The following is a 20470-nucleotide window of genomic DNA, read 5'->3' on the forward strand; positions in this document are numbered from 1 at the left end:
CCCAGGAAAAAAGAGACAACCAGTGTTAAGCGTCGTCGAAAGAAAACCACCACACCCAAAGAGCCGGAAGCAAAACAGGGAGATTATCTGGTGGGAACGGATGAAAACGTGCTGATTCTTAATCGTACCTACGCCAACCGGAGCAATGCAGAGCGCGCAGCAAAAATGCAGTGGGAACGCCTGCAGCGTGGGGTTGCTTCATTTTCCCTGCAGCTCGCTGAGGGGCGGGCTGATCTCTATACGGAAATGCCGGTGAAGGTGGCGGGGTTTAAGCAGCCGATCGATGATGCAGAATGGACCATTACCACCCTGACGCATTCTGTCAGCCCGGATAATGGATTTACGACCAGCATGGAGCTTGAAGTGAAAATAGATGAGTTCGCAATGGAATGATTAGTTCCAAATTGCGAACAATGATGTATCATTATTGCGAACTGGTTAATAATGAGGGCTGATTATTATGATGAATTGTCCTATGTGCGGGCAGGCTGCACATACCCGAAGCAGCTTCCAGGTTTCCAATGAGACCAAAGAACGCTACAACCAGTGCACTAACATCGAATGCGGGCATACTTTCGTGACGCATGAGACTTTTGTGCGCTCAGTATGCCGTCCTCAAAAAATCAGCGCAGCACCGCCTCATCCAAAGGGTATGCAGGAACAATTTGCTTACTAATACTGACCCGCCGCTGGCGGGTTTTGTACGTCTGGTGCCGCCATAACAAAAGCGCTGTCGCCATTTTGTCGCCACACATGAAAAAGAAGTTATCTAAGTGGTTGATTGGAAGGGGGATGAATTTCAGACAACAAAAAACCCATCAACCTTGAACCAAAACGGCGGGGTTGATGGGCTCCACAAATTGGGGACATCAAAGAAAAGCAGTGGCAATAGTTATGACTGACGCCTTGAAGAAAAGTTCTGCTTACCTGCAAAAATTTTTCAATTAAGGGAAAATTTCAGCGCTAACCAAGGCCTGGCCAGACAATGACGATGAGTGTCCCCGCTAATGTCAGCAGAACGTTGGCAATCGCGTAGGTCCCTGCATAACCTAACGCAGGGATGTTGCTGCGTGCGGTGTCGCTGATGATTTCCATTGCCGGAGCACAGGTACGTGCGCCCATCATGGCACCAAACAGCAGGGCACGGTTCATGCGCAATACGTAAGCACCAAACAAGAAACAGATGACAACCGGAACCAGGCTGACCACCAGACCGGCAATCAACATTTGACCACCGACCGCGCCCAGGCCATTACCAATGCCGCTGCCTGCGCTTAAACCGACGCCTGCCATGAAAACCATCAGGCCAAACTCTTTCACCATATTCAGCGCACCCTGTGGGATATAGCCAAATGTGGGGTGGTTGGCTCGCAGGAAGCCCAGCATGATCCCGGCGAACAGCAGTCCTGCCGCATTCCCGATGCCGAAGCTGAAATTACTGAACTGGAAGGTGATCATCCCGATCATCAGACCGATGATAAAGAAGGCGCAGAAGGCCAGCAGATCGGTCACCTGACTGTGAATTGAAATAAAGCCGATACGATCGGCAATGGTTTTCACGCGACGAGCATCACCGCTGACTTGTAACACGTCGCCTTTATTGAGCACGACGTTGTCATCAATAGGCATTTCAATCTGGCTGCGGATCACGCGGTTCAGGAAACAACCATGGTCGGTTAGTTTCAACTGGGCCAGGCGACGACCAACGGCATTGTGGTTTTTCACCACAATTTCTTCAGTGACGATGCGCATATCGAGCAGATCGCGATCGAACACCTCTTTACCGTTACGGAAGCTGGGATCGAGGCGAGCATGGGCGTCTGGATAACCCACCAGGGCTATCTCATCGCCCATTTGCAACACCGCATCACCATCCGGGTTGGCCAGAATGCCGTTGCGGCGGATGCGTTCAATGTAACAACCAGTCTGGCGATAAATACCCAGTTCGCGCAGATTTTTACCATCGGCCCATGCCACCAGCTCAGGGCCAACGCGATAGGCGCGGATCACCGGGAGGTACACTTTACGATTGGCGTCGGTGTCCAGACCTCGTTCACGCGCGATTTGTTGGGCGCTGGTTTGCAGGTCCTGATGCTGGAGTTTCGGCAAATAGCGCGCACCAACAATCAGGCTGACCAGACCAATCAAATAGGTGAGGGCGTAACCCAGGCTCAGGTTATCGAGAGCGCTTGAAAGTTGTGTCCCTGTCATTCCTGAATGGCGCAAGGTATCACCCGCGCCGACCAGCACCGGCGTTGAGGTCATCGAGCCAGCCAGCATACCCGCCGTCAGGCCGATATCCCAGCCAAATAGCTTACCCAGCCCCAGCGCGATCAGCATTGCGCTACCGACCATCACCAGGGCAAGCATTAGATAATTTTTCCCATCGCGAAAAAAAATCGAAAAAAAGTTGGGACCGGCTTCGACGCCGACGCAAAAAATAAACAGCATAAAGCCGAGATTTAATGCATCGGTGTTAATACTAAAGTGCTGCTGACCTAATAATAGGGAGACCACTAAAACGCCAATGGAATTACCGAGTTGGACTGAACCCAGACGTAATTTGCCCAGACACAGGCCCAGAGCCAGGACCACAAATAATAACAGGATGTAATTCCCATTTAACAAATCTGCGACGTTTATATTCACGGAGACTAACTTCTTGTTTACCAGTAAGCTATTGAAAGAAATGGCAATTTACGCTAATGTTTTTGCCAGAAATTAAGGGGCGATAGCATCGTACACAGCCCCGAATAATGCAGCATAACAATATATGCGGTTAGTTTAATCTCATTACGTATCAACGGCTATAAGAATCGTGTGGGTGTGTTTTTGGCATGGAATGCCGAGTTACTTTATCTGACTGGACGCCTGCGGGCGAAAAGAGTGTTCGATAGAGAATGTGTCAGGAGGAACGATTGAAACATAAGCAAAGTTGGGCGAGTGCGGTCTGCTGCTTTGTGCTCTTTATTGTGGTGTGTCTTTCATTAACGCTGAACGTGAAAGGGGCATTCAGAGCGGCAGGGCATCCTGAGGTCGGATTGTTGTTTTTTATCTTACCTGGTGCTGCAGCAAGCTTTTTTTCCCATCGTCGGGAAGTGCTCAAACCCCTGCTTGGTGCAATGTTGGCGGCGCCGTGCTGCCTGTTACTGATGCGGTTCGTTTTTATGCCGACGCGTTCATTGTGGCAAGAGCTGGCGTGGTTGTTTAGTGCGGTGTTTTGGTGCGCACTTGGCGCATTATGTTTTTTATTTATCAGTAGCTTATTCAATCAGCATCAACGGCGAAAAAAGAACTGATGACGCCCTCAAGGTGAGGGCGTAGATACCGCTATCAGGCGAACAGATTCATGTTCTCTTTTGCCCAAGCTTCAAAATCCGTGCAGCCGCCGATGTGTTTTTGATCGACAAAAATCTGCGGAACGGTTTCAACTGGCTTACCTACCGTCTTTTCCAGATCTGCTTTGGTAATTCCTTCAGCATGGATATCAATGTAGCGGAAGTTAAAATCTTCATGCTCACTGCTTAATTTTTCTGCTAATTCTTTTGCGCGCACGCAATACGGGCACCCTGGGCGACCAAAAATAACGGCAAACATCTCTTTCTCCTCGAACTTATCAGGCCGGATGGCAATACTGGTTATGATGCCGCGATTTGTGACGGATGGAAAGCAGGTTCAGCCTGTTGCTTTGATATCCTCAAGCTATATCTGTTAAACACGGCAAGCCGGAACGTTTTATAATGGAAGCCATTTCGCCGGGAGGCCGCGTATGCGCACAATTGGTGTATTACCCAAAAGCGTATTGATGCTGGAAATAATTGGGATGGTTTTGTTATCGCTGGCGCTGCTATCGCTTAACGATTACCTCACCTTGCCCGCACCGCTTAACAGCCCGTTAGCCTGTGTGGTGATGATATTTCTGGGCGTACTGCTGATGCTCCCTGCTGCGGTGGCGTTGATGTGGCGTGTTGCTCAACTGCTGGCACCGCAACTGATGTCTCGCACACCCGGTGATTCAACTGATTCAGACAGAGACAAAAGAGATGACTCCAACCATTGATTTACTCCGCAGCCACCGTTCCATTCGCCATTTTACTGATGAAGCCATTTCGGATGTACAGCGTGAGGCGATTATTGCCGCCGCTCAGGGAACGTCAAGCTCCAGTTTTCTACAGTGCACGACGATCGTTCGCATAACGGATAAATCCTTGCGTGAATCACTGGCTACCTTATCTGGCGGTCAAAAGCATGTGGCACAGGCCGCTGAGTTCTGGGTGTTTTGCGCTGATTTTAACCGTCATTTGCAGATTTGCCCTGACGCGCAACTTGGGCTGGCGGAACAGCTGCTGCTGGGTGTGGTTGATACTGCAATGATGGCGCAAAATGCGTTGACGGCGGCAGAGTCGCTGGGACTTGGCGGCGTGTTTATTGGCGGTTTGCGTAACAATATTGAGCCGGTCACCGAACTGCTGAAGCTTCCGCAACATGTTCTGCCGCTCTTTGGATTGTGCCTCGGCTGGCCTGCGGATAACCCGGATATCAAGCCGCGCCTGCCCGCGTCGCTTGTGGTGCATGAAAACCAATACCAGCCACTCAACAGTGATGTGTTGGCGCAATATGATGAGCAGCTCGCGCAGTACTATCTGACCCGAGGCAGCAATACCCGCCGCGACACCTGGAGCGATCATATTCGCCGTACCATCATTAAAGAAAGTCGCCCCTTTATCCTGGAATATTTGCATAAACAGGGATGGGCCACGCGCTAAAGATTTTAACCCAGTGTATGATACGCCAGCTTTTACCAGGTCATTCAGAGAGGTGCAGGGTGAAAATTGCCATTTTGTCCCGGGACGGAACGCTCTATTCTTGTAAACGCCTGCGTGAAGCGGCGATGCAGCGCGGTCACCTGGTTGAAGTTATCGATCCCCTTTCTTGCTATATGAACATCAGCCCGGCGGCATCCTCTATTCATTACAAGGGCCGTCAGCTTCCCCATTTCGACGCGGTGATCCCGCGGATTGGTTCCGCGATTACCTTTTATGGGACGGCGGCGCTGCGCCAGTTTGAGATGCTGGGTAGCTATCCGTTGAATGAATCGGTAGCGATTACGCGAGCGCGCGATAAGCTGCGTTCGCTACAACTGCTGGCGCGTCAGGGAATTGATTTACCCATCACCGGAATTGCTCACTCTCCGGACGATACCAGCGACATGATTGACATGGTTGGCGGTGCGCCGTTGGTGGTGAAACTGGTTGAAGGCACCCAGGGGATCGGCGTGGTGCTGGCGGAAACGCGGCAGGCTGCAGAAAGCGTGGTAGATGCCTTTCGTGGGGTGAATGCCCATATCCTGGTTCAGGAATATATCAAAGAAGCGAAGGGGCGGGATATCCGCTGTTTCGTGGTGGGCGATGAAGTAGTGGCCGCCATTGAACGACGTGCTAAAGAGGGCGATTTTCGTTCTAATCTCCATCGCGGTGGTGTGGCGACTATTGCGAGTATCACGCCGCGCGAAAGAGAAATTGCGCTCAAAGCCGCCCGGACGATGGGCCTGGACGTTGCAGGCGTTGATATTCTGCGCGCTGATCGAGGGCCACTGGTCATGGAGGTTAACGCGTCTCCGGGGCTGGAAGGCGTGGAGAAAACCACTGGAATAGACATTGCCGCGAAAATGATCCAGTGGATCGAGCGCCATGCTACTCCTGAATTTTGTCTTAAAATCGGCGGCTAAGCGCAATATCGATTGCGATCGTGGTATGACACGCTCTTTTTGCGTAAGCTGTGCCGGTATTTTTTCATCAATAGAGGTCGCACATTATTATGACATCACTGGTCGTTCCCACTCTGGATACGTTGCGTCAATGGCTCGACGACCTGGGCATGAGTTTTTTTGAATGCGATACCTGTCAGGCGCTGCACTTGCCACACATGCAGAATTTTGACGGCATCTTTGATGCAAAAGTTGATTTGGTTGATAACGTCATTCTGTTTTCTGCGATGGCGGAAGTCAGACCTTCTGCATTGCTGCCACTGGCAGCCGATCTGTCTGCGATCAATGCCAGTTCACTGACTGTGAAAGCGTTTCTGGATATGCAGGATGATAATCTGCCAAAGCTGGTGGTTTGCCAGTCTTTATCCGTTACGCCGGGCGTAACGTTTGAGCAGTTTGAATGTTTTGTTCGCCAGAGCGAAGAGCAAATATCGATGGTGATCCTCGAAGCCGGAGCGCATCAGCTGTTATTTAATGCTGAAGAAGATGCGCAAAACAGCACCGCTGAAATTCATTTCCTCCATTAATTCTTCCTGAATCTGGACATATATTGCGCAGCCGCTGCCAGAGCGGTTGCGTATTGCCTGTTTTTATTCTGCATTTAACCTTTCATTAAAGAATTATTCACCTCGATTCAGCGCCTTCCGCTTTATGTCATAGACAATTCCTGCATAAAAAATTGATAAAAGACGTTTTTTAATCTGGGCTATATCCACAATTCCTGGCTAAAGTTATTCTTGCGAAGCTTACCAACGTCATCATTTAAACAGCCCTTGTGACCAGTCCTGTGGCCACGATGTATGTTGAATGCCTGGGCGGATGCCAGCGAGCAATAGCGGCGTGAGGAGAGGTCCCTCTTTTCATCGGTGCCGCATGAAAGAATATGCACGTTTCTTGCATATCATTAGAGTGTGACATTTTTGTTCGTTTGTTAACGAACTTTCAGAAGGAAAGAGATTATGACCGCCTTAAATAAAAAATGGTTATCAGGCCTGGTTGCGGGTGCTCTGATGGCCGTCTCTGCCGGCACGCTCGCTGCTGAACAAAAAACGCTGCATATTTATAACTGGTCTGATTATATTGCCCCGGATACGGTGGCTAATTTTGAAAAAGAGACCGGAATTAAAGTTATCTATGACGTATTTGATTCCAATGAAGTACTGGAAGGTAAGCTCATGGCTGGCAGTACCGGCTTTGACCTTGTCGTTCCTTCTGCCAGCTTCCTTGAGCGTCAACTGACTGCAGGCGTATTCCAGCCGCTAGATAAGAGCAAATTGCCGGGCTGGAAAAATCTTGATCCTGAACTGCTGAAGCTGGTGGGTAAACACGATCCGGATAACAAGTTTGCGATGCCGTATATGTGGGCAACGACCGGCATTGGCTATAACGTGGATAAAGTCAAAGCGGTGCTGGGACCGGATGCGCCGGTTGATAGCTGGGATCTGATCCTCAAGCCAGAAAATCTGGAAAAACTCAAAAGCTGCGGCGTCTCTTTCCTCGATGCGCCCGAAGAGGTGTTTGCCACGGTGCTGAACTATTTGGGTAAAGACCCAAACAGTACCAAAGCGGATGATTACACCGGTCCGGCAACTGACCTGCTGTTGAAGCTGCGCCCAAATATTCGCTACTTCCACTCCTCGCAATATATTAACGACCTGGCAAACGGTGATACCTGCGTCGCGATTGGCTGGGCAGGGGACGTATGGCAAGCGGCAAACCGTGCGAAAGAAGCGAAAAATGGCGTCAATATATCCTTCTCAATTCCTAAAGAAGGTGCAATGGCGTTCTTTGACGTATTCGCGATGCCTGCCGATGCGAAAAACAAAGATGAAGCCTATCAGTTCCTCAATTACCTGCTGCGCCCTGATGTGATTGCGCATATCTCCGACCACGTGTTTTATGCCAATGCCAACAAAGAAGCGACGGCTCTGGTCAGCCCTGAAGTTCGTGACAACCCGGGTATCTACCCGCCTGCAGATGTTCGCGCCAAGCTGTTCACACTGAAAGTACAGGATCCGAAGATCGATCGTGTACGTACCCGCGCATGGACGAAGGTAAAAAGCGGGAAATAAACCGATGTTTGGGACATGACCCGGCAGGATTTTTGCCTGCCGGGCAGCGTTGAACCCGGACACATATAACCCGGCAATACGCACCGTTATGGTGCGTTATTTGCACCGTTTCTTTGTTTTATGCCGGAGAGCACCTGAGTGAATGATGCAACCCCACGCCCACAAGCGAAAATCCGCAAGGCGCTGACCCCGCTGCTTGAAATTCGCAATCTGACCAAGTCATTTGACGGTCAGCACGCCGTTGATGACGTCAATCTTACTATCTACAAAGGTGAAATATTTGCTCTGCTCGGCGCGTCCGGCTGTGGCAAATCGACTCTGCTACGGATGCTGGCGGGATTTGAACTGCCGACTACCGGGCAAATCATGCTGGATGGCGTCGATTTAGCGCATGTCCCGCCTTATCTGCGTCCGATTAATATGATGTTTCAGTCCTATGCCCTGTTTCCGCACATGACGGTGGAGCAGAACATTGCCTTTGGCCTCAAGCAGGACAAGCTGCCGAAGGCTGAAATCGCCAGTCGGGTGAATGAGATGCTGGGACTCGTGCATATGCAGGAGTTCGCCAAACGCAAGCCACATCAGCTTTCCGGCGGTCAGCGTCAGCGTGTGGCACTGGCGCGTAGTCTGGCGAAACGGCCAAAACTGCTGCTGCTGGATGAGCCGATGGGAGCGCTGGATAAAAAACTCCGAGACCGCATGCAACTGGAAGTGGTGGATATCCTTGAACGCGTCGGGGTTACCTGCGTGATGGTGACACACGATCAGGAAGAAGCCATGACGATGGCGGGCCGTATCGCGATCATGAACCGTGGCAAATTTGTCCAGATTGGCGAGCCGGAAGAGATCTATGAGCATCCGACTACGCGTTACAGCGCAGAGTTTATCGGTTCGGTAAACGTTTTTGAGGGACTGCTAAAAGAACGCCAGGAAGATGGTCTGGTGATTGAGTCTCCTGGTCTGGTGCATCCGCTGAAAGTGGACGCCGATGCTTCTGTTGTCGATAACGTCCCGGTGTATGTTGCGCTGCGTCCGGAAAAAATCATGCTCTGCGAAGCCCCTCCGCCAGAGGGTTATAACTTCGCTGTAGGCGAAGTGGTGCACATTGCCTATCTGGGGGATTTGTCGGTGTACCACGTACGTTTGAAAAGCGGCCAGATGTTGAGCGCCCAGCTACAAAATGAACATCGTTATCGTAAAGGGTTACCAACCTGGGGTGACGAGGTCCGTTTATGTTGGGATGCGGACAGCTGTGTGGTGTTGACGGTTTAAGGAGCGAAGATGAGTACACTTGAACCTCCGGCACGCGTGGATAAAGCAGGGCGATTCACGCTGTTTATGTCGCGGCTGCAAATGAAGCACGGGCGCAAGCTGGTGATCGCGCTGCCGTATGTGTGGCTGCTGCTCCTGTTTCTGCTGCCTTTTCTGATCGTCTTCAAAATCAGTTTGGCTGAAATGGCGCGCGCTATTCCTCCCTATACGGACCTCGTTTCATGGGCTGACGATCAGTTATCCATCACGCTCAATTTAGGCAATTTTTTGCAATTGACGGACGATCCGCTCTATTTCGATGCCTACATGCAATCGTTACAGGTGGCGGGAATTTCGACAATCTGTTGCCTGCTGCTGGGATACCCACTGGCATGGGCCGTCGCGCACAGTAAACCCTCAACGCGTAATATTCTGCTGTTGCTGGTGATCCTGCCGTCCTGGACCTCGTTTTTAATTCGCGTATATGCCTGGATGGGGATCCTGAAAAACAACGGCGTGCTGAACAACTTCCTGATGTGGCTGGGTGTCATCGACCAACCGTTGACGATTTTGCACACCAATCTGGCGGTCTACATCGGTATTGTTTACGCCTATTTGCCCTTTATGGTGCTGCCGATTTATACCGCGCTGACCCGTATTGATTACTCGCTGGTGGAAGCTGCGCTGGATTTAGGTGCCCGGCCGCTGAAGACCTTCTTTAGCGTGATTGTACCGTTGACCAAGGGCGGCATTATCGCCGGGTCAATGCTGGTATTTATTCCGGCTGTTGGCGAGTTTGTGATCCCGGAACTGTTGGGCGGCCCGGATAGCATCATGATTGGCCGTGTGCTTTGGCAAGAGTTTTTCAATAACCGCGACTGGCCGGTGGCTTCTGCTGTCGCCATTATTATGCTGCTGTTACTGATTGTGCCAATCATGTGGTTCCATAAATATCAGCAAAAAAGCGTGGGGGAACACGGATGAATAACTTACCGGTCGTTCGCTCGCCGTGGCGTATTTTTATCCTGGTAGTGGGCTTTACCTTCCTGTACGCGCCTATGCTGATGTTGGTTATCTATTCGTTTAACAGCTCGAAGCTGGTGACGGTCTGGGCGGGGTGGTCAACACGTTGGTATGGCGAGCTTTTCCACGATAGCGCGATGATAAGCGCCGTCGGCATGAGTTTAACGATTGCTGCGGGTGCTGCGACGATGGCGGCAATCCTTGGCACCATCGCCGCCGTGGTAATGGTGCGCTTTGGTCGTTTTCGTGGTTCGAATGGTTTCGCCTTTATGATCACCGCGCCGCTGGTCATGCCGGATGTTATTACCGGTTTGTCGCTGCTGCTGCTGTTTGTTGCGTTGGCTCACGCCATCGGCTGGCCGGCGGATCGCGGCATGCTGACCATCTGGCTGGCGCACGTCACTTTCTGTACGGCGTACGTAGCGGTGGTGATTTCTTCACGCTTGCGCGAACTGGATCACTCCATTGAGGAAGCGGCGATGGATCTCGGCGCCACGCCGCTGAAGGTCTTTTTCGTCATCACCCTGCCGATGATTATGCCGGCGGTGATTTCCGGTTGGCTATTAGCCTTCACGCTGTCACTCGATGATCTGGTTATTGCCAGCTTTGTCTCTGGTCCTGGCGCCACAACGTTACCGATGTTGGTGTTCTCCAGCGTACGTATGGGGGTGAACCCGGAGATCAACGCGCTGGCGACGCTGATCCTTGGTGTGGTAGGAATTATCGGATTTATCGCGTGGTATCTGATGGCGCGAACAGAAAAACAACGGATCCGCGATATCCAACGTGCAAGACGCGGCTGAAAAAACTAAAATCTGCCAACCTGTCTATACGGCGCAGCTGTGGTGGTTGCGCCGTTTTCATGGAAGACGACGCGTTGGGATTTTTTAAGAAATCATCCACATCACATGCTCGCTTAAACGTCCCTGCTTTGGTGCAGGTGGCGGCGCTGGCTATTATCATGATCCGCTGTCTCGATCTGTTGATGATTTTTAATACGCTTGGGTTTCGTGGAACCAGTGAGTTTATTCATCGCAGTGTGCAGACCTGGAATTTGACGCTGGTGTTTCTGGGCAGTCTGGTGCTGCTATTTATCGAAATTTACTGCGCATTTTCGCTGGTAAAAGGACGGAACTGGGCACGCTGGATCTATCTGTTGACCCAGATTATCGCCAGCGTCTATCTGTGGGCTGCTTCGTTGGGCTACGGATATCCAGAATTGTTCAGCATTGCGGGGGAGTCCAGACGCGAAATCCTGCATACGCTGGTGATGCAAAAACTGCCGGATATGCTGGTATTGCTGCTGCTGTTTGTTCCTGCGTCCAGCAGGCGGTTCTTCCGTTTGCAATAACGTGTATAATCTTGGCCCCCGGTTAATTTGTAGGTCTTTGTATGCAGTGCGCACTTTATGACGCCGAACGCTGCCGCTCCTGTCAGTGGATAACACAGCCTGTCGCCGATCAACTCTTCGAAAAAACAGCCGATCTGCAGAATCTGCTGGCCGAGTATCCGGTCGGAGAATGGTGCGCGCCGGTCAGTGGTCCGGAAAGCGCGTTTCGTAATAAAGCCAAAATGGTAGTCAGCGGCAGCGTGGAAAAACCGCTGCTGGGAATGCTGCATCGTGACGGTGCGCCTGAGGACTTGTGCGACTGTCCGCTCTATCCTGAGTCTTTTGCGCCCGTATTTTCCGCGCTTAAGCCGTTTATCGCTCGGGCGGGGCTGACGCCCTATAACGTGGCGCGCAAACGCGGGGAGCTGAAATATCTGCTGTTAACGGAAAGCCGATACGACGGCGGTATGATGCTGCGTTTTGTCCTGCGTTCTGACGCAAAACTGGCACAGCTGCGCGCGGCGCTACCCTGGTTGCAGGCACAACTCCCACAGTTAAAAGTGATCACTGCCAATATTCAGCCGGTGCATATGGCGATTATGGAAGGGGAGACAGAAATCTTCCTGACGGAACAACAGGCGCTGGCGGAACGCTTTAACGATGTGCCGTTGTGGATCCGCCCGCAGAGCTTCTTCCAGACCAATCCGGTAGTGGCGGGGCAGTTATATGCCACGGCGCGTGACTGGGTGCGTCAGCTTCCGGTTAATCATATGTGGGATCTGTTTTGCGGTGTAGGGGGTTTTGGTCTGCACTGTGCTACACCGCAAATGAAACTGACGGGGATTGAAATCGCGCCAGAAGCGATTACCTGCGCGAAGCAGTCAGCGCAGGAGCTTGGGTTGCAGAATCTGCATTTTCAGGCGCTGGATTCAACCCAGTTTGCTACCGCTCAGGGTGAAGTACCTGACCTGGTGCTGGTGAATCCGCCGCGTCGCGGGATTGGAAAGCCGCTGTGCGATTTTCTCTCCCGCATGGCACCGCGTTATATCGTTTATTCCAGCTGTAATGCGCAAACCATGGCGAAGGATATTCGTGAGTTGCCCGGGTATCGCATTGAACGCGTCCAACTTTTCGATATGTTCCCACACACCGCGCACTATGAAGTGCTAACGCTGCTCAGCCGACAATAACTGCCATGCCTGATGGCGCTTCGCTTATCAGGCCTACGGAGATATGCAAGGCTGTAGCAATGTAGGCCGGATAAGGCGCTTGCGCCGCATCCGGCAAATGCAACATGCGAAAAAAAAGCCCGTACTTTCGTACGAGCTCTTCTTAAAATATGGCGGTGAGGGGGGGATTCGAACCCCCGATACGTTGCCGTATACACACTTTCCAGGCGTGCTCCTTCAGCCACTCGGACACCTCACCATATTGTATTGCTGCCTGACCGCTTGGGGGGCAACGGGGCGCTACTATAGGGAGTTGCGCTAAAACGGTCAAGCAGAATTTACGTGTTAACTCTCGTTTGGTTACGCAATATACATATTCCTCCGCCCAGGCAGGCGCGGAGGAAAGGATTAGCGCTGAGAGTCCAGTTTTTCGCCGCTGGTCACGACTTCCTGAGCTTTGCTGTAGCTTTCGATCAGCAACTGATAAGCCGGGAAGACTTTGGTATACACTTCCGCCCATTCGGCGGCGTCTTCACGGTTCCAAGTGCCCTGAATTTCAGAAGCGACTGCGGCGGTATCCATCGGCACGACGCCAGCCTGAACAACACGAGCCAGGGTGATTTCCTGCGCCATTTTGCTGTAAGTACCGGAAGCGTCGATCACAGCGAAAACCTTATAGCCTTCCGCAACCGCGCTGATAGCCGGGAAAGCCATGCACACGCTGGTAATCGTACCGGCGATAATCAGCGTTTTACGACCAGTTGCTTTGACCGCTTTTACGAAATCTTCGTTATCCCAGGCGTTGATTTCGCCTTTACGCGCCACGTATTGGGCATGCGGCGCATTGGCGTGGATCTCAGGGATCAGCGGACCGTTAGGTCCCTGCGGTACGGATGCCGTGGTAATCACCGGCATCTTCGCCAGAGTCGCCATTTTAGCCAGCGCGGCGGCACGCGCACGCAGTTCTGGCATTGGCATGTCGCCGACGGTCTGGAACAACCCGCTCTGATGATCGATAAGCAGCATGACGGAATCATTCACATCGATGACCGGACGTGAACCATTAAAGTTTGCAGGACTGGACATATTCTTCTCCTTCGATTCAGATTTGGCCAAAGCGGCCGGTGTTAAAATCGCGTACGGCTTCAGCGATTTCTTGTTTCGTGTTCATTACAAACGGACCGTAACCTACAATCGGCTCGTTCAACGGTTCTCCAGAAAGCAGCAGCACGCTGGCGTCGCTGGAGGCTTCAATATGCAGCGTTTTCCTCTGCTGGCTCAGCACCACCAGTTGCGCTTCGCTGGCAGACGTAGTGCCGTTTACGGTGATATTCCCTTTCAATACCACTAGGGCAGTGCTCCATCCTTCCGGCTGGGACAACGTGAGCTGATGATTACGTTGCACACGCATATCCCAGACGTTCAGCGGCGAGAAGGTATGTGCCGGGCCTTTTGTATCCTGATAGCTGCCCGCAATCACACGAACGCTCCCTGCTTCATCAGGCAGGGCGACAGTGGGGATCACATCGCTGCTGATGCCCTGGTAACCCGGAACGGCCATTTTGTCTTTTGCTGGCAGATTGACCCACAGCTGTACCATTTCCAGTTCGCCACCCTGACGGGTAAATTCAGGTGAATGGAACTCTTCGTGTAATATTCCTGCTCCTGCGGTCATCCACTGCACGTCCCCGGGGCCGATAATGCCGCCGCGACCGGTTGAATCACGGTGTTCAACTTCGCCGCTGTAAACGATGGTCACCGTCTCAAAACCACGGTGAGGGTGTTCACCTACGCCGCGTTTTTCGTTACCCGGCGTAAACGTATGTGGACCGGCGTAATCCAGCAGCAGGAACGGACTTAGCTGTTCAGCATGAGACTGGTAAGAAAACATCGAGCGAACCGGAAATCCATCGCCAACCCAGTGTGGGCGAGGTGCGGTGTAGACGCCTGTTACTTGTTTCATATGTGTCTCCTCTGTGGCGTAATCTTGATGTAAATAAGCTTATATTCATGACAGCGAGCTGAGTAGTAGCTAAAATAGTCCTCACTGTCTCATTAATAGGACAATAAAATGACGAAGCCGGATCTCAATGATTTTGCATGGTTTGTACATGTTGTAGAGGAAGGGGGATTCGCGGCGGCGGGTCGGGCGCTTGATGAACCGAAATCAAAACTAAGCCGACGGATAGCGCAACTGGAAGAGACGCTGGGAGTTCGACTGATTCAGCGAACCACCCGCCAGTTTAACGTGACGGAAGTTGGGCAAACCTTTTACGAACACTGTAAGGCGATGCTGGTGGAAGCGCAGGCAGCGCAGGATGCGATTGCCGCGTTACAGGTTGAACCGCGTGGCGTGGTGAAGTTGACGTGTCCGGTCACGCTGCTGCATGTGCATATCGGGCCAATGCTTGCCCGTTTTATGGCGCGTTATCCTGACGTATCAGTGCAACTGGAGGCCACTAACCGCCGCGTGGACGTTGTTGGAGAGGGCCTGGACGTGGCGATTCGCGTCAGGCCCCGACCATTTGAGGATAGCGACCTGGTGATGCGTGTGCTGGCGGACAGGGGACATCGTTTGTATGCCAGCCCGCAGTTAATCGAGCAAATGGGAACGCTACATTCTCCGGCGGAGCTGACGCGTTGGCCTGGCCTGAGTCTGGCGACGGGTAAACATGTGCATCGTTGGGAGTTATTCGGGCCGCAGGGCGCACGTGCGGAGGTGCATTTCACGCCACGTATGATCACCACCGATATGCTGGCGTTACGTGAAGCCGCAGTTGCCGGTGTGGGGGTAGTTCAACTTCCACAGCTGATGGTAAAAGATCAAGTAGCTGCGGGTGAACTGGTGGCATTGCTCGACGGCTGGGAACCGAAGCGAGAAATAATTCACGCAGTCTTTCCATCACGCAGGGGATTATTGCCGTCAGTACGCACATTAGTGGATTTCTTAACGGAAGAATATGCGCGGATGATTGAGGATTAAATACCTGACCTTGGCCCACAAAAAAGGCCGGTTAAACCGACCTTTTATTATCTGGACGCCATTCGGGCGTTAAAAACAATCAGCGACTACGGAAGACAATGCGGCCTTTGCTCAGGTCGTACGGGGTCAGCTCAACAGTCACTTTGTCGCCCGTCAGGATGCGGATATAGTTTTTACGCATTTTACCGGAGATGTGTGCAGTAACCACGTGACCGTTTTCTAACTCTACGCGGAACATGGTATTAGGTAACGTATCGAGAACGGTACCCTGCATTTCAATATTGTCTTCTTTGGCCATCTAATCCTCTGGGGTATCACTACCGTAATTTGAACCGGCAAGATAATGCCGAAGTTCTTTTAATAAGTAAAGATTTGTGCGTTTAAAACACAGCAAATCGGGTTTGGCGCATTACTCTAACCACACACGGCAAAGCCGCACTTAAAGCGCAACGTGTAAGGGAACGAGGAGATAAACGATAGGCGTTGCCTGACGCGAACTGTTCCTTAACGGCGGCGGGGTAATGGGCTAAACCAACTCTGCGCGACAATTATAACACCCCGACAAAAAATGTGCCGAAAACATTCACCCCTGAGACGAAAATAACGTCCTGGGAACCCAGAAATGGCTCGGTAGCCGCTGCTGGCGCAGTCTGCTCAGGTATTCAAGGTACTCCCGACGTGGGGTTTCGACGGCGCCCAGCGAAGCTGTGTGGCTATTTAATACCTGGCAGTCGATTAATTTTCCGCCCTGACGGATAAATTCAGCGCAAAAAACAAGCAGTGCGGTTTTGGACGCATTTTCCTGACGGCTGAACATTGATTCGCCACAAAATAGCGTACCTTGCGCCACGCCATACATACCGCCCACTAATTCATTTTGTCGCCATACTTCAATGGAGTGCGCATGGCCCAGCTCGTGCAGGCGATGGTAGGCGTCCACTACATCATGCGTTATCCAGGTGCCTTCTTCCCGGTCATTCGCGCAGCCTTCAATCACCTGACCGAACGCGTAATTGAGCGTCACACGATAAGGGGAGTTTTTATGAAAGCGTTTCATGCTGCGGCTGAGATGAAATTTCTCGGGCCAAAGAATGGCGCGTGGATCGGGCGACCACCAAAGAATGGGGTCGCCAGGTGAAAACCACGGGAAAATTCCGCGCTGGTAGGCCATTAACAGTCGAGCTGGACTGAGATCGCCGCCAAGCGCCAACAAACCGTTAGGCTCGCGTAAAGCGCCTTCCGGTGAAGGGAAGGCTATAGAATGGCGGGACAATTGCACCAGGCGCATGACAGCGAAACTCCACTACGCGAGTTTGATCGTTCAATAATAGCTTACAGACGTTGCTTAAACTGGTAATAACGCCCCTGCCGGGCTAACAAATCTGCGTGATTACCTTGCTCAATAATGTGTCCGTTGTCCATCACTATTATTTGATCAAAACGTGACAAGCCACGCAGACGATGTGTCACCATCAGTACGGTTTTATCGCGCATGACATCGCCAATTAATTCAAGCATTTGGCTTTCTGTTGTGGCATCAAGCCCTTCGGTCGGTTCATCCAGCAGCATCAGTGGGGCATCGTGCAATAAGGCGCGAGCGATAGCCAGACGACGGAGTTCGCCGCCAGAAAGCTGACGACCGCCTTCGCCTAACCAGGCATTGAGTCCATCACCCTCTAGCAGTTTGTCCAGACCGACGCGGCACAGCATTGCGGATAATGTGTCATCACTGGCGTGCGGTGCTGCCAGCAGCAGGTTATCGCGAAGCGTCGCGCTGAACAGGTGCACGCGCTGTGGCACGACGCTAATGCTCTGGCGCAGCGTGGTTTCACTGAGGGCTGAAATCGGCTGCTCATTAATCAGAATTTCGCCGTGCTGCGGATCCCATGCGCGGGTCAGCAATTGTAGTAACGTTGACTTACCGCAGCCGGTGCGACCGAGAATCGCAATGTGTTCACCGGGCTGAGCCTGCAGCGAAAGGGTGTCGAGCGCTTTTTGTGCTTGCCCCGGATAGCTGAATGAAACATCGTGTAGCGTGAGAGTGACCTGCTCAGAAACTGGAGAACCGGCATCCGGGAAGGTGACTTCTGGCTGTTGTTCGGTCAGTTCGGTGATGCGCAGCGCAGAGGCAATAACCTGTCCGAGATGCTGAAACGCCCCGGTGACGGGTGCCAAAGCTTCAAACGCGGCCAGCGCACAGAAGACAAACAGCGCGATCAGTGCGCCAGGCTGGGTATTGCCACCCACGCCGCCGGAGGCCATCCATAACATCACAACCACTGCCAGTGCGCCGACTAACAGCATGACCGCCTGTGATAGCGCCGTTAATTCAGACTGACGTCGTTGGGCTTCATGCCACTGCAACTCGGTGGCTTCCATTTGGGCGCGGTAACGTTCACTGGCGCCAAAGATGGTCAGTTCAGCCTGGCCCTGCAGCCAGGATGTTAACTGCTGACGATACTGCCCACGTAAATGCGTCAAGCTTTGCCCGGTGCTTTTACCTGCCTGATAAAAGAGTGGGGGCAAGATAAATAAGGTCAGCAGCATAATACCGCCGAGAGTGATAGCCAGCGTGAAATCGAGAACGCTTAGCCCCAGCGTGACCACCATGATGACGACAAAAGCACCCACAAGCGGGGAGAGCACGCGCAAATAGAGATGATCGAGCGTGTCGACATCTGCCACCACGCGGTTAAGCAATTCACCTTGTCCATAACGGGACAGGCCAGCAGGGGAGAGCGGCAGCAGTTTGCTGAAGGTATAAATACGCAAATGTTGCAGCACGCGGAACGTCGCGTCGTGGCTGACCAGCCGCTCGAAATAGCGGCCCGCGGTTCGGGTGATTGCCGCACCGCGTACCCCGGCAGCAGGGAGCATATAGTTAAAACTGTAAATCCCGGTGACACCCACCACAGCAGAAGCCGACAGGAACCAGCCGGAAAGCGTCAGCAAACCAATACTTGCCAGCAGTGTGACGATCGCCAGAACGATCCCCAGGGTTAACATCCATTTGTGACGTTTATACAGCGTCAGATAAGGTAGCAAAGCGCGCATTTAAATGTCCTCCTGACGATGAGCCAGTAATGTCGCAAACGCCCCGTTGGCTGCGCTAAGTTCGGCATAAGTGCCTTGTTCAACGATCTGTCCGTCCTGCATCACCCAGATAGCGTCCCAGTCGGCAAGATCTTCAAGTTGGTGTGTCACCATCAGCGTGGTCTGGCGGCGTGACGCTGCTTTCAACGCCTGCATCACGCGTTGTTCGCTGTGTGCATCAAGGCTGGCGGCGGGCTCGTCAAGCAACAACAACTGACATGGATTGAGTAAGGCGCGAGCCACGGCAACGCGCTGCGCTTGTCCGACAGAAAGTCGAGCAGCCTGATCGCCTACTGGTGTATCCACACCCTGTGGCAGAAGTGGTAAAAACTCACTGACCCAGGCGCTGTCGAGTGCGGCTTGCAGCTGTTCTTCGCTGGCATCGGGGCGAGCGAGCAGCACGTTATCGCGTAACGTGGCGGCAGGGAGCTGCGGGTTTTGTCCAACCCAGGACAGCTGTTTGCGCCAGCAATCAGGCGACAGGTCGCGCAGCTCAAAGCCGTTAATCCGCAGCGATCCCTGATAAGAGAGAAAACCGGACAGGACATTGAGCAACGAACTTTTGCCGGAGCCGCTGCGGCCAACCAGCACCGCGCGTTGGCCCGCTGGCAGGGTAAAGTTGAGCGGACCAGCAAGCACTTTACCTTCCGGCGAGGTGATGACCAGATCTTCTGCTTCAATTGAAACTGCGTCTTTTGTTGTCAGCTCAATATCACCACGCTCAGGATGTGCAAGCGGGGTTTCCATGAAGGTTTTCAGACTGTCTGCAGCACCAACGGCTTGTGCTTTGGCGTGATAAAACGTGCCCAGATCGCGCAGGGGTTGGAAAAATTCCGGCGCCAGAATGAGCGCCAGGAAGCCAGCAGCCAATGTGACGCCCGTCCCGTAGTGGCCAAAATCGAGTTCACCGAGGTAGGAAAAACCGAAGTAAACCGCGACCAGTGCGATGGACAGGGAGGTAAAGAACTCAAGGACACCGGATGACAGAAACGCCAGACGCAGGACTTCCATGGTACGCTGGCGGAAATCCTGTGACGCTGCGCGGATGCTTTCTGTTTCAGCTTCACCGCGGCCAAAGATTCTTATCGTTTCCATGCCCCGCAGGCGATCGAGGAAATGGCCACTGAGGCGAGCAAGAGCCTGAAAGTTGCGGCGGTTAGCATCGGCTGCACCCATACCAACCATCGCCATAAACAACGGGATCAGCGGGGCAGTTCCAAGCAGAATAAGGGCGGCTACCCAGTTTGACGGGAATACCGCCGCCACGATCAATAAGGGGACGCATACGGCCAGCGCCAGTTGCGGCAGATAACGTGCATAGTAATCATGCATGTCATCAATCTGTTCCAGGATTAGCGTAGCCCAGCTCCCGGCTGGTTTACCTTGTATCCAGGCGGGACCTGCTTGTTGCAGACGGTCAAGCACCTGGCGGCGAATCTCAAAGCGGATATGTTGGCCAGCATGAAACCCGACGCGTTCGCGTAACCAGACGACCCATGCACGCAGGATGAAAATCAATACCAGCACAATGAAAGGGAGCAGAAGCGCCTCTCTGGGGATATTGTCCATGATCATATGGTCGAGAATTCGGGCCATGAGCCAGGCCTGAGCGACAATTAACAGGCCGCTCACGAACCCCAACAGGCGTGAAATGTTCAGCCATCGTTGGGAAATTACACTTTGCTGTTTTAACCAGCGGGTCAGCTCTTTTTGACGGGTTTTATTCATTGCACGCTTAGCAGGTGAGTTATTGGAATTTTTGGGCAGGACAATGTTACAACG

General features: G+C 52.5%; 21 protein-coding genes, 1 tRNA gene and 1 pseudogene. 14 read left to right on the plus strand and 9 right to left on the minus strand.

What is annotated here, in order from left to right; translation table 11 throughout:
- Positions 1-393, plus strand: a pseudogene (locus OGY10_RS17105) (contractile injection system protein, VgrG/Pvc8 family); the annotation flags it as partial.
- 67 nt (positions 394-460) lie between these two features.
- Positions 461-676, plus strand: a complete 216-nt coding sequence (locus OGY10_RS17110) for an ogr/Delta-like zinc finger family protein (RefSeq protein WP_058842448.1) — start codon at positions 461-463, stop codon at positions 674-676.
- Positions 677-963: 287 nt separating this feature from the next.
- Here OGY10_RS17110 and OGY10_RS17115 read toward each other — a convergent pair whose 3' ends face one another.
- On the minus strand, positions 964-2649 hold the full coding sequence (locus tag OGY10_RS17115; protein WP_003831652.1) for an aspartate:alanine antiporter: 1686 nt from the start codon (positions 2647-2649) through the stop codon (positions 964-966).
- 269 nt (positions 2650-2918) lie between these two features.
- Here OGY10_RS17115 and OGY10_RS17120 point away from each other — a divergent pair, with 269 nt between their 5' ends.
- Complete coding sequence (locus OGY10_RS17120) at positions 2919-3299, plus strand: inner membrane protein YbjM (RefSeq protein WP_003035356.1); 381 nt, start codon at positions 2919-2921, stop codon at positions 3297-3299.
- Between the two features lie 34 nt (positions 3300-3333).
- On the opposite strand, the gene OGY10_RS17125 is transcribed toward OGY10_RS17120, so the two are convergent.
- Positions 3334-3597, minus strand: a complete 264-nt coding sequence (locus OGY10_RS17125) for a GrxA family glutaredoxin (RefSeq protein ID WP_008784241.1) — start codon at positions 3595-3597, stop codon at positions 3334-3336.
- Between the two features lie 172 nt (positions 3598-3769).
- Here OGY10_RS17125 and OGY10_RS17130 point away from each other — a divergent pair, with 172 nt between their 5' ends.
- From OGY10_RS17130 to rlmC, 10 genes are all read left to right on the plus strand, one after another.
- Positions 3770-4060, plus strand: a complete 291-nt coding sequence (locus OGY10_RS17130) for a DUF1418 family protein (RefSeq protein WP_003831656.1) — start codon at positions 3770-3772, stop codon at positions 4058-4060.
- Complete coding sequence (gene nfsA / locus OGY10_RS17135) at positions 4044-4766, plus strand: nitroreductase NfsA (protein WP_286577104.1); 723 nt, start codon at positions 4044-4046, stop codon at positions 4764-4766. Before OGY10_RS17130 ends, nfsA begins: the two co-directional genes overlap by 17 nt.
- A 59-nt stretch (positions 4767-4825) precedes the next feature.
- Positions 4826-5728: a 30S ribosomal protein S6--L-glutamate ligase gene (rimK, locus tag OGY10_RS17140; protein WP_003831660.1), complete on the plus strand. Its 903-nt coding sequence runs from the start codon at positions 4826-4828 to the stop codon at positions 5726-5728.
- A gap of 89 nt (positions 5729-5817) precedes the next feature.
- Complete coding sequence (locus OGY10_RS17145; protein WP_003831662.1) at positions 5818-6294, plus strand: type III secretion system chaperone family protein; 477 nt, start codon at positions 5818-5820, stop codon at positions 6292-6294.
- Positions 6295-6726: 432 nt separating this feature from the next.
- Positions 6727-7839 carry a spermidine/putrescine ABC transporter substrate-binding protein PotF gene (potF, locus tag OGY10_RS17150; protein WP_003035370.1) on the plus strand — a complete coding sequence of 371 codons (1113 nt, stop codon included), beginning with the start codon at positions 6727-6729 and terminating at the stop codon, positions 7837-7839.
- Positions 7840-7977: 138 nt separating this feature from the next.
- Positions 7978-9111, plus strand: a complete 1134-nt coding sequence (potG, locus tag OGY10_RS17155; protein ID WP_003831665.1) for a putrescine ABC transporter ATP-binding subunit PotG — start codon at positions 7978-7980, stop codon at positions 9109-9111.
- Positions 9112-9120: 9 nt separating this feature from the next.
- Positions 9121-10074: a putrescine ABC transporter permease PotH gene (gene potH, locus OGY10_RS17160; RefSeq protein WP_071445005.1), complete on the plus strand. Its 954-nt coding sequence runs from the start codon at positions 9121-9123 to the stop codon at positions 10072-10074.
- The gene (gene potI / locus OGY10_RS17165) at positions 10071-10916 is read left to right on the plus strand and encodes a putrescine ABC transporter permease PotI (RefSeq protein ID WP_008784246.1); all 846 of its coding nucleotides are present in this window, start codon (positions 10071-10073) and stop codon (positions 10914-10916) included. The genes potH and potI overlap by 4 nt, the downstream gene beginning before the upstream one ends.
- Positions 10917-10975: 59 nt before the next feature.
- On the plus strand, positions 10976-11464 hold the full coding sequence (locus tag OGY10_RS17170; RefSeq protein WP_003035378.1) for a YbjO family protein: 489 nt from the start codon (positions 10976-10978) through the stop codon (positions 11462-11464).
- A gap of 41 nt (positions 11465-11505) precedes the next feature.
- A complete protein-coding gene (rlmC, locus tag OGY10_RS17175; RefSeq protein ID WP_191226226.1) occupies positions 11506-12633 on the plus strand; it encodes a 23S rRNA (uracil(747)-C(5))-methyltransferase RlmC in 1128 nt (375 codons plus the stop codon).
- A 150-nt stretch (positions 12634-12783) separates the two neighbouring features.
- On the opposite strand, the gene OGY10_RS17180 is transcribed toward rlmC, so the two are convergent.
- The 3 genes from OGY10_RS17180 to OGY10_RS17190 all read right to left on the minus strand — a co-directional run bounded on the left by OGY10_RS17180 (position 12784) and on the right by OGY10_RS17190 (position 14575).
- Positions 12784-12871, minus strand: a tRNA-Ser gene (locus tag OGY10_RS17180).
- A gap of 149 nt (positions 12872-13020) precedes the next feature.
- On the minus strand, positions 13021-13698 hold the full coding sequence (locus OGY10_RS17185; protein WP_003831673.1) for an isochorismatase family protein: 678 nt from the start codon (positions 13696-13698) through the stop codon (positions 13021-13023).
- Positions 13699-13714: 16 nt separating this feature from the next.
- Positions 13715-14575, minus strand: coding sequence for a pirin family protein (locus OGY10_RS17190; RefSeq protein WP_191226225.1), 861 nt, complete (start codon positions 14573-14575; stop codon positions 13715-13717).
- Positions 14576-14683: 108 nt separating this feature from the next.
- Here OGY10_RS17190 and OGY10_RS17195 point away from each other — a divergent pair, with 108 nt between their 5' ends.
- A complete protein-coding gene (locus OGY10_RS17195; protein ID WP_003831675.1) occupies positions 14684-15595 on the plus strand; it encodes a LysR family transcriptional regulator in 912 nt (303 codons plus the stop codon).
- A 79-nt stretch (positions 15596-15674) separates the two neighbouring features.
- Here OGY10_RS17195 and infA read toward each other — a convergent pair whose 3' ends face one another.
- The 4 genes from infA to cydD all read right to left on the minus strand — a co-directional run bounded on the left by infA (position 15675) and on the right by cydD (position 20416).
- Positions 15675-15893 carry a translation initiation factor IF-1 gene (gene infA, locus OGY10_RS17200; protein WP_002211347.1) on the minus strand — a complete coding sequence of 73 codons (219 nt, stop codon included), beginning with the start codon at positions 15891-15893 and terminating at the stop codon, positions 15675-15677.
- A 285-nt stretch (positions 15894-16178) separates the two neighbouring features.
- Positions 16179-16883 (minus strand): leucyl/phenylalanyl-tRNA--protein transferase, encoded by a 705-nt coding sequence (gene aat / locus OGY10_RS17210; RefSeq protein WP_191226224.1) that lies wholly within the window; start codon positions 16881-16883, stop codon positions 16179-16181.
- Between the two features lie 44 nt (positions 16884-16927).
- The gene (gene cydC / locus OGY10_RS17215; RefSeq protein ID WP_125363333.1) at positions 16928-18649 is read right to left on the minus strand and encodes a heme ABC transporter ATP-binding protein/permease CydC; all 1722 of its coding nucleotides are present in this window, start codon (positions 18647-18649) and stop codon (positions 16928-16930) included.
- A complete protein-coding gene (cydD, locus tag OGY10_RS17220; protein ID WP_191226223.1) occupies positions 18650-20416 on the minus strand; it encodes a heme ABC transporter permease/ATP-binding protein CydD in 1767 nt (588 codons plus the stop codon).
- Positions 20417-20470: the final 54 nt, after the last annotated feature.

This window comes from Citrobacter sp. Cpo148, from assembly GCF_030332375.1.
GTDB classification, from domain to species: Bacteria; Pseudomonadota; Gammaproteobacteria; order Enterobacterales; family Enterobacteriaceae; genus Citrobacter; species Citrobacter portucalensis.

What these genes read in the sequence shown, in the direction of transcription:
- OGY10_RS17110 (WP_058842448.1), top strand. Translation starts at nt 461, where the DNA reads ATGATGAATTGTCCTATGTGCGGGCAGGCTGCACATACCCGAAGCAGC.
- OGY10_RS17125 (WP_008784241.1), bottom strand. Translation starts at nt 3,597, where the DNA reads ATGTTTGCCGTTATTTTTGGTCGCCCAGGGTGCCCGTATTGCGTGCGC.
- OGY10_RS17130 (WP_003831656.1), top strand. Translation starts at nt 3,770, where the DNA reads ATGCGCACAATTGGTGTATTACCCAAAAGCGTATTGATGCTGGAAATA.
- nfsA (WP_286577104.1), top strand. Translation starts at nt 4,044, where the DNA reads ATGACTCCAACCATTGATTTACTCCGCAGCCACCGTTCCATTCGCCAT.
- OGY10_RS17145 (WP_003831662.1), top strand. Translation starts at nt 5,818, where the DNA reads ATGACATCACTGGTCGTTCCCACTCTGGATACGTTGCGTCAATGGCTC.
- potF (WP_003035370.1), top strand. Translation starts at nt 6,727, where the DNA reads ATGACCGCCTTAAATAAAAAATGGTTATCAGGCCTGGTTGCGGGTGCT.
- potH (WP_071445005.1), top strand. Translation starts at nt 9,121, where the DNA reads ATGAGTACACTTGAACCTCCGGCACGCGTGGATAAAGCAGGGCGATTC.
- potI (WP_008784246.1), top strand. Translation starts at nt 10,071, where the DNA reads ATGAATAACTTACCGGTCGTTCGCTCGCCGTGGCGTATTTTTATCCTG.
- OGY10_RS17170 (WP_003035378.1), top strand. Translation starts at nt 10,976, where the DNA reads ATGGAAGACGACGCGTTGGGATTTTTTAAGAAATCATCCACATCACAT.
- rlmC (WP_191226226.1), top strand. Translation starts at nt 11,506, where the DNA reads ATGCAGTGCGCACTTTATGACGCCGAACGCTGCCGCTCCTGTCAGTGG.
- OGY10_RS17185 (WP_003831673.1), bottom strand. Translation starts at nt 13,698, where the DNA reads ATGTCCAGTCCTGCAAACTTTAATGGTTCACGTCCGGTCATCGATGTG.
- OGY10_RS17190 (WP_191226225.1), bottom strand. Translation starts at nt 14,575, where the DNA reads ATGAAACAAGTAACAGGCGTCTACACCGCACCTCGCCCACACTGGGTT.
- OGY10_RS17195 (WP_003831675.1), top strand. Translation starts at nt 14,684, where the DNA reads ATGACGAAGCCGGATCTCAATGATTTTGCATGGTTTGTACATGTTGTA.
- infA (WP_002211347.1), bottom strand. Translation starts at nt 15,893, where the DNA reads ATGGCCAAAGAAGACAATATTGAAATGCAGGGTACCGTTCTCGATACG.
- aat (WP_191226224.1), bottom strand. Translation starts at nt 16,883, where the DNA reads ATGCGCCTGGTGCAATTGTCCCGCCATTCTATAGCCTTCCCTTCACCG.
- cydC (WP_125363333.1), bottom strand. Translation starts at nt 18,649, where the DNA reads ATGCGCGCTTTGCTACCTTATCTGACGCTGTATAAACGTCACAAATGG.
- cydD (WP_191226223.1), bottom strand. Translation starts at nt 20,416, where the DNA reads ATGAATAAAACCCGTCAAAAAGAGCTGACCCGCTGGTTAAAACAGCAA.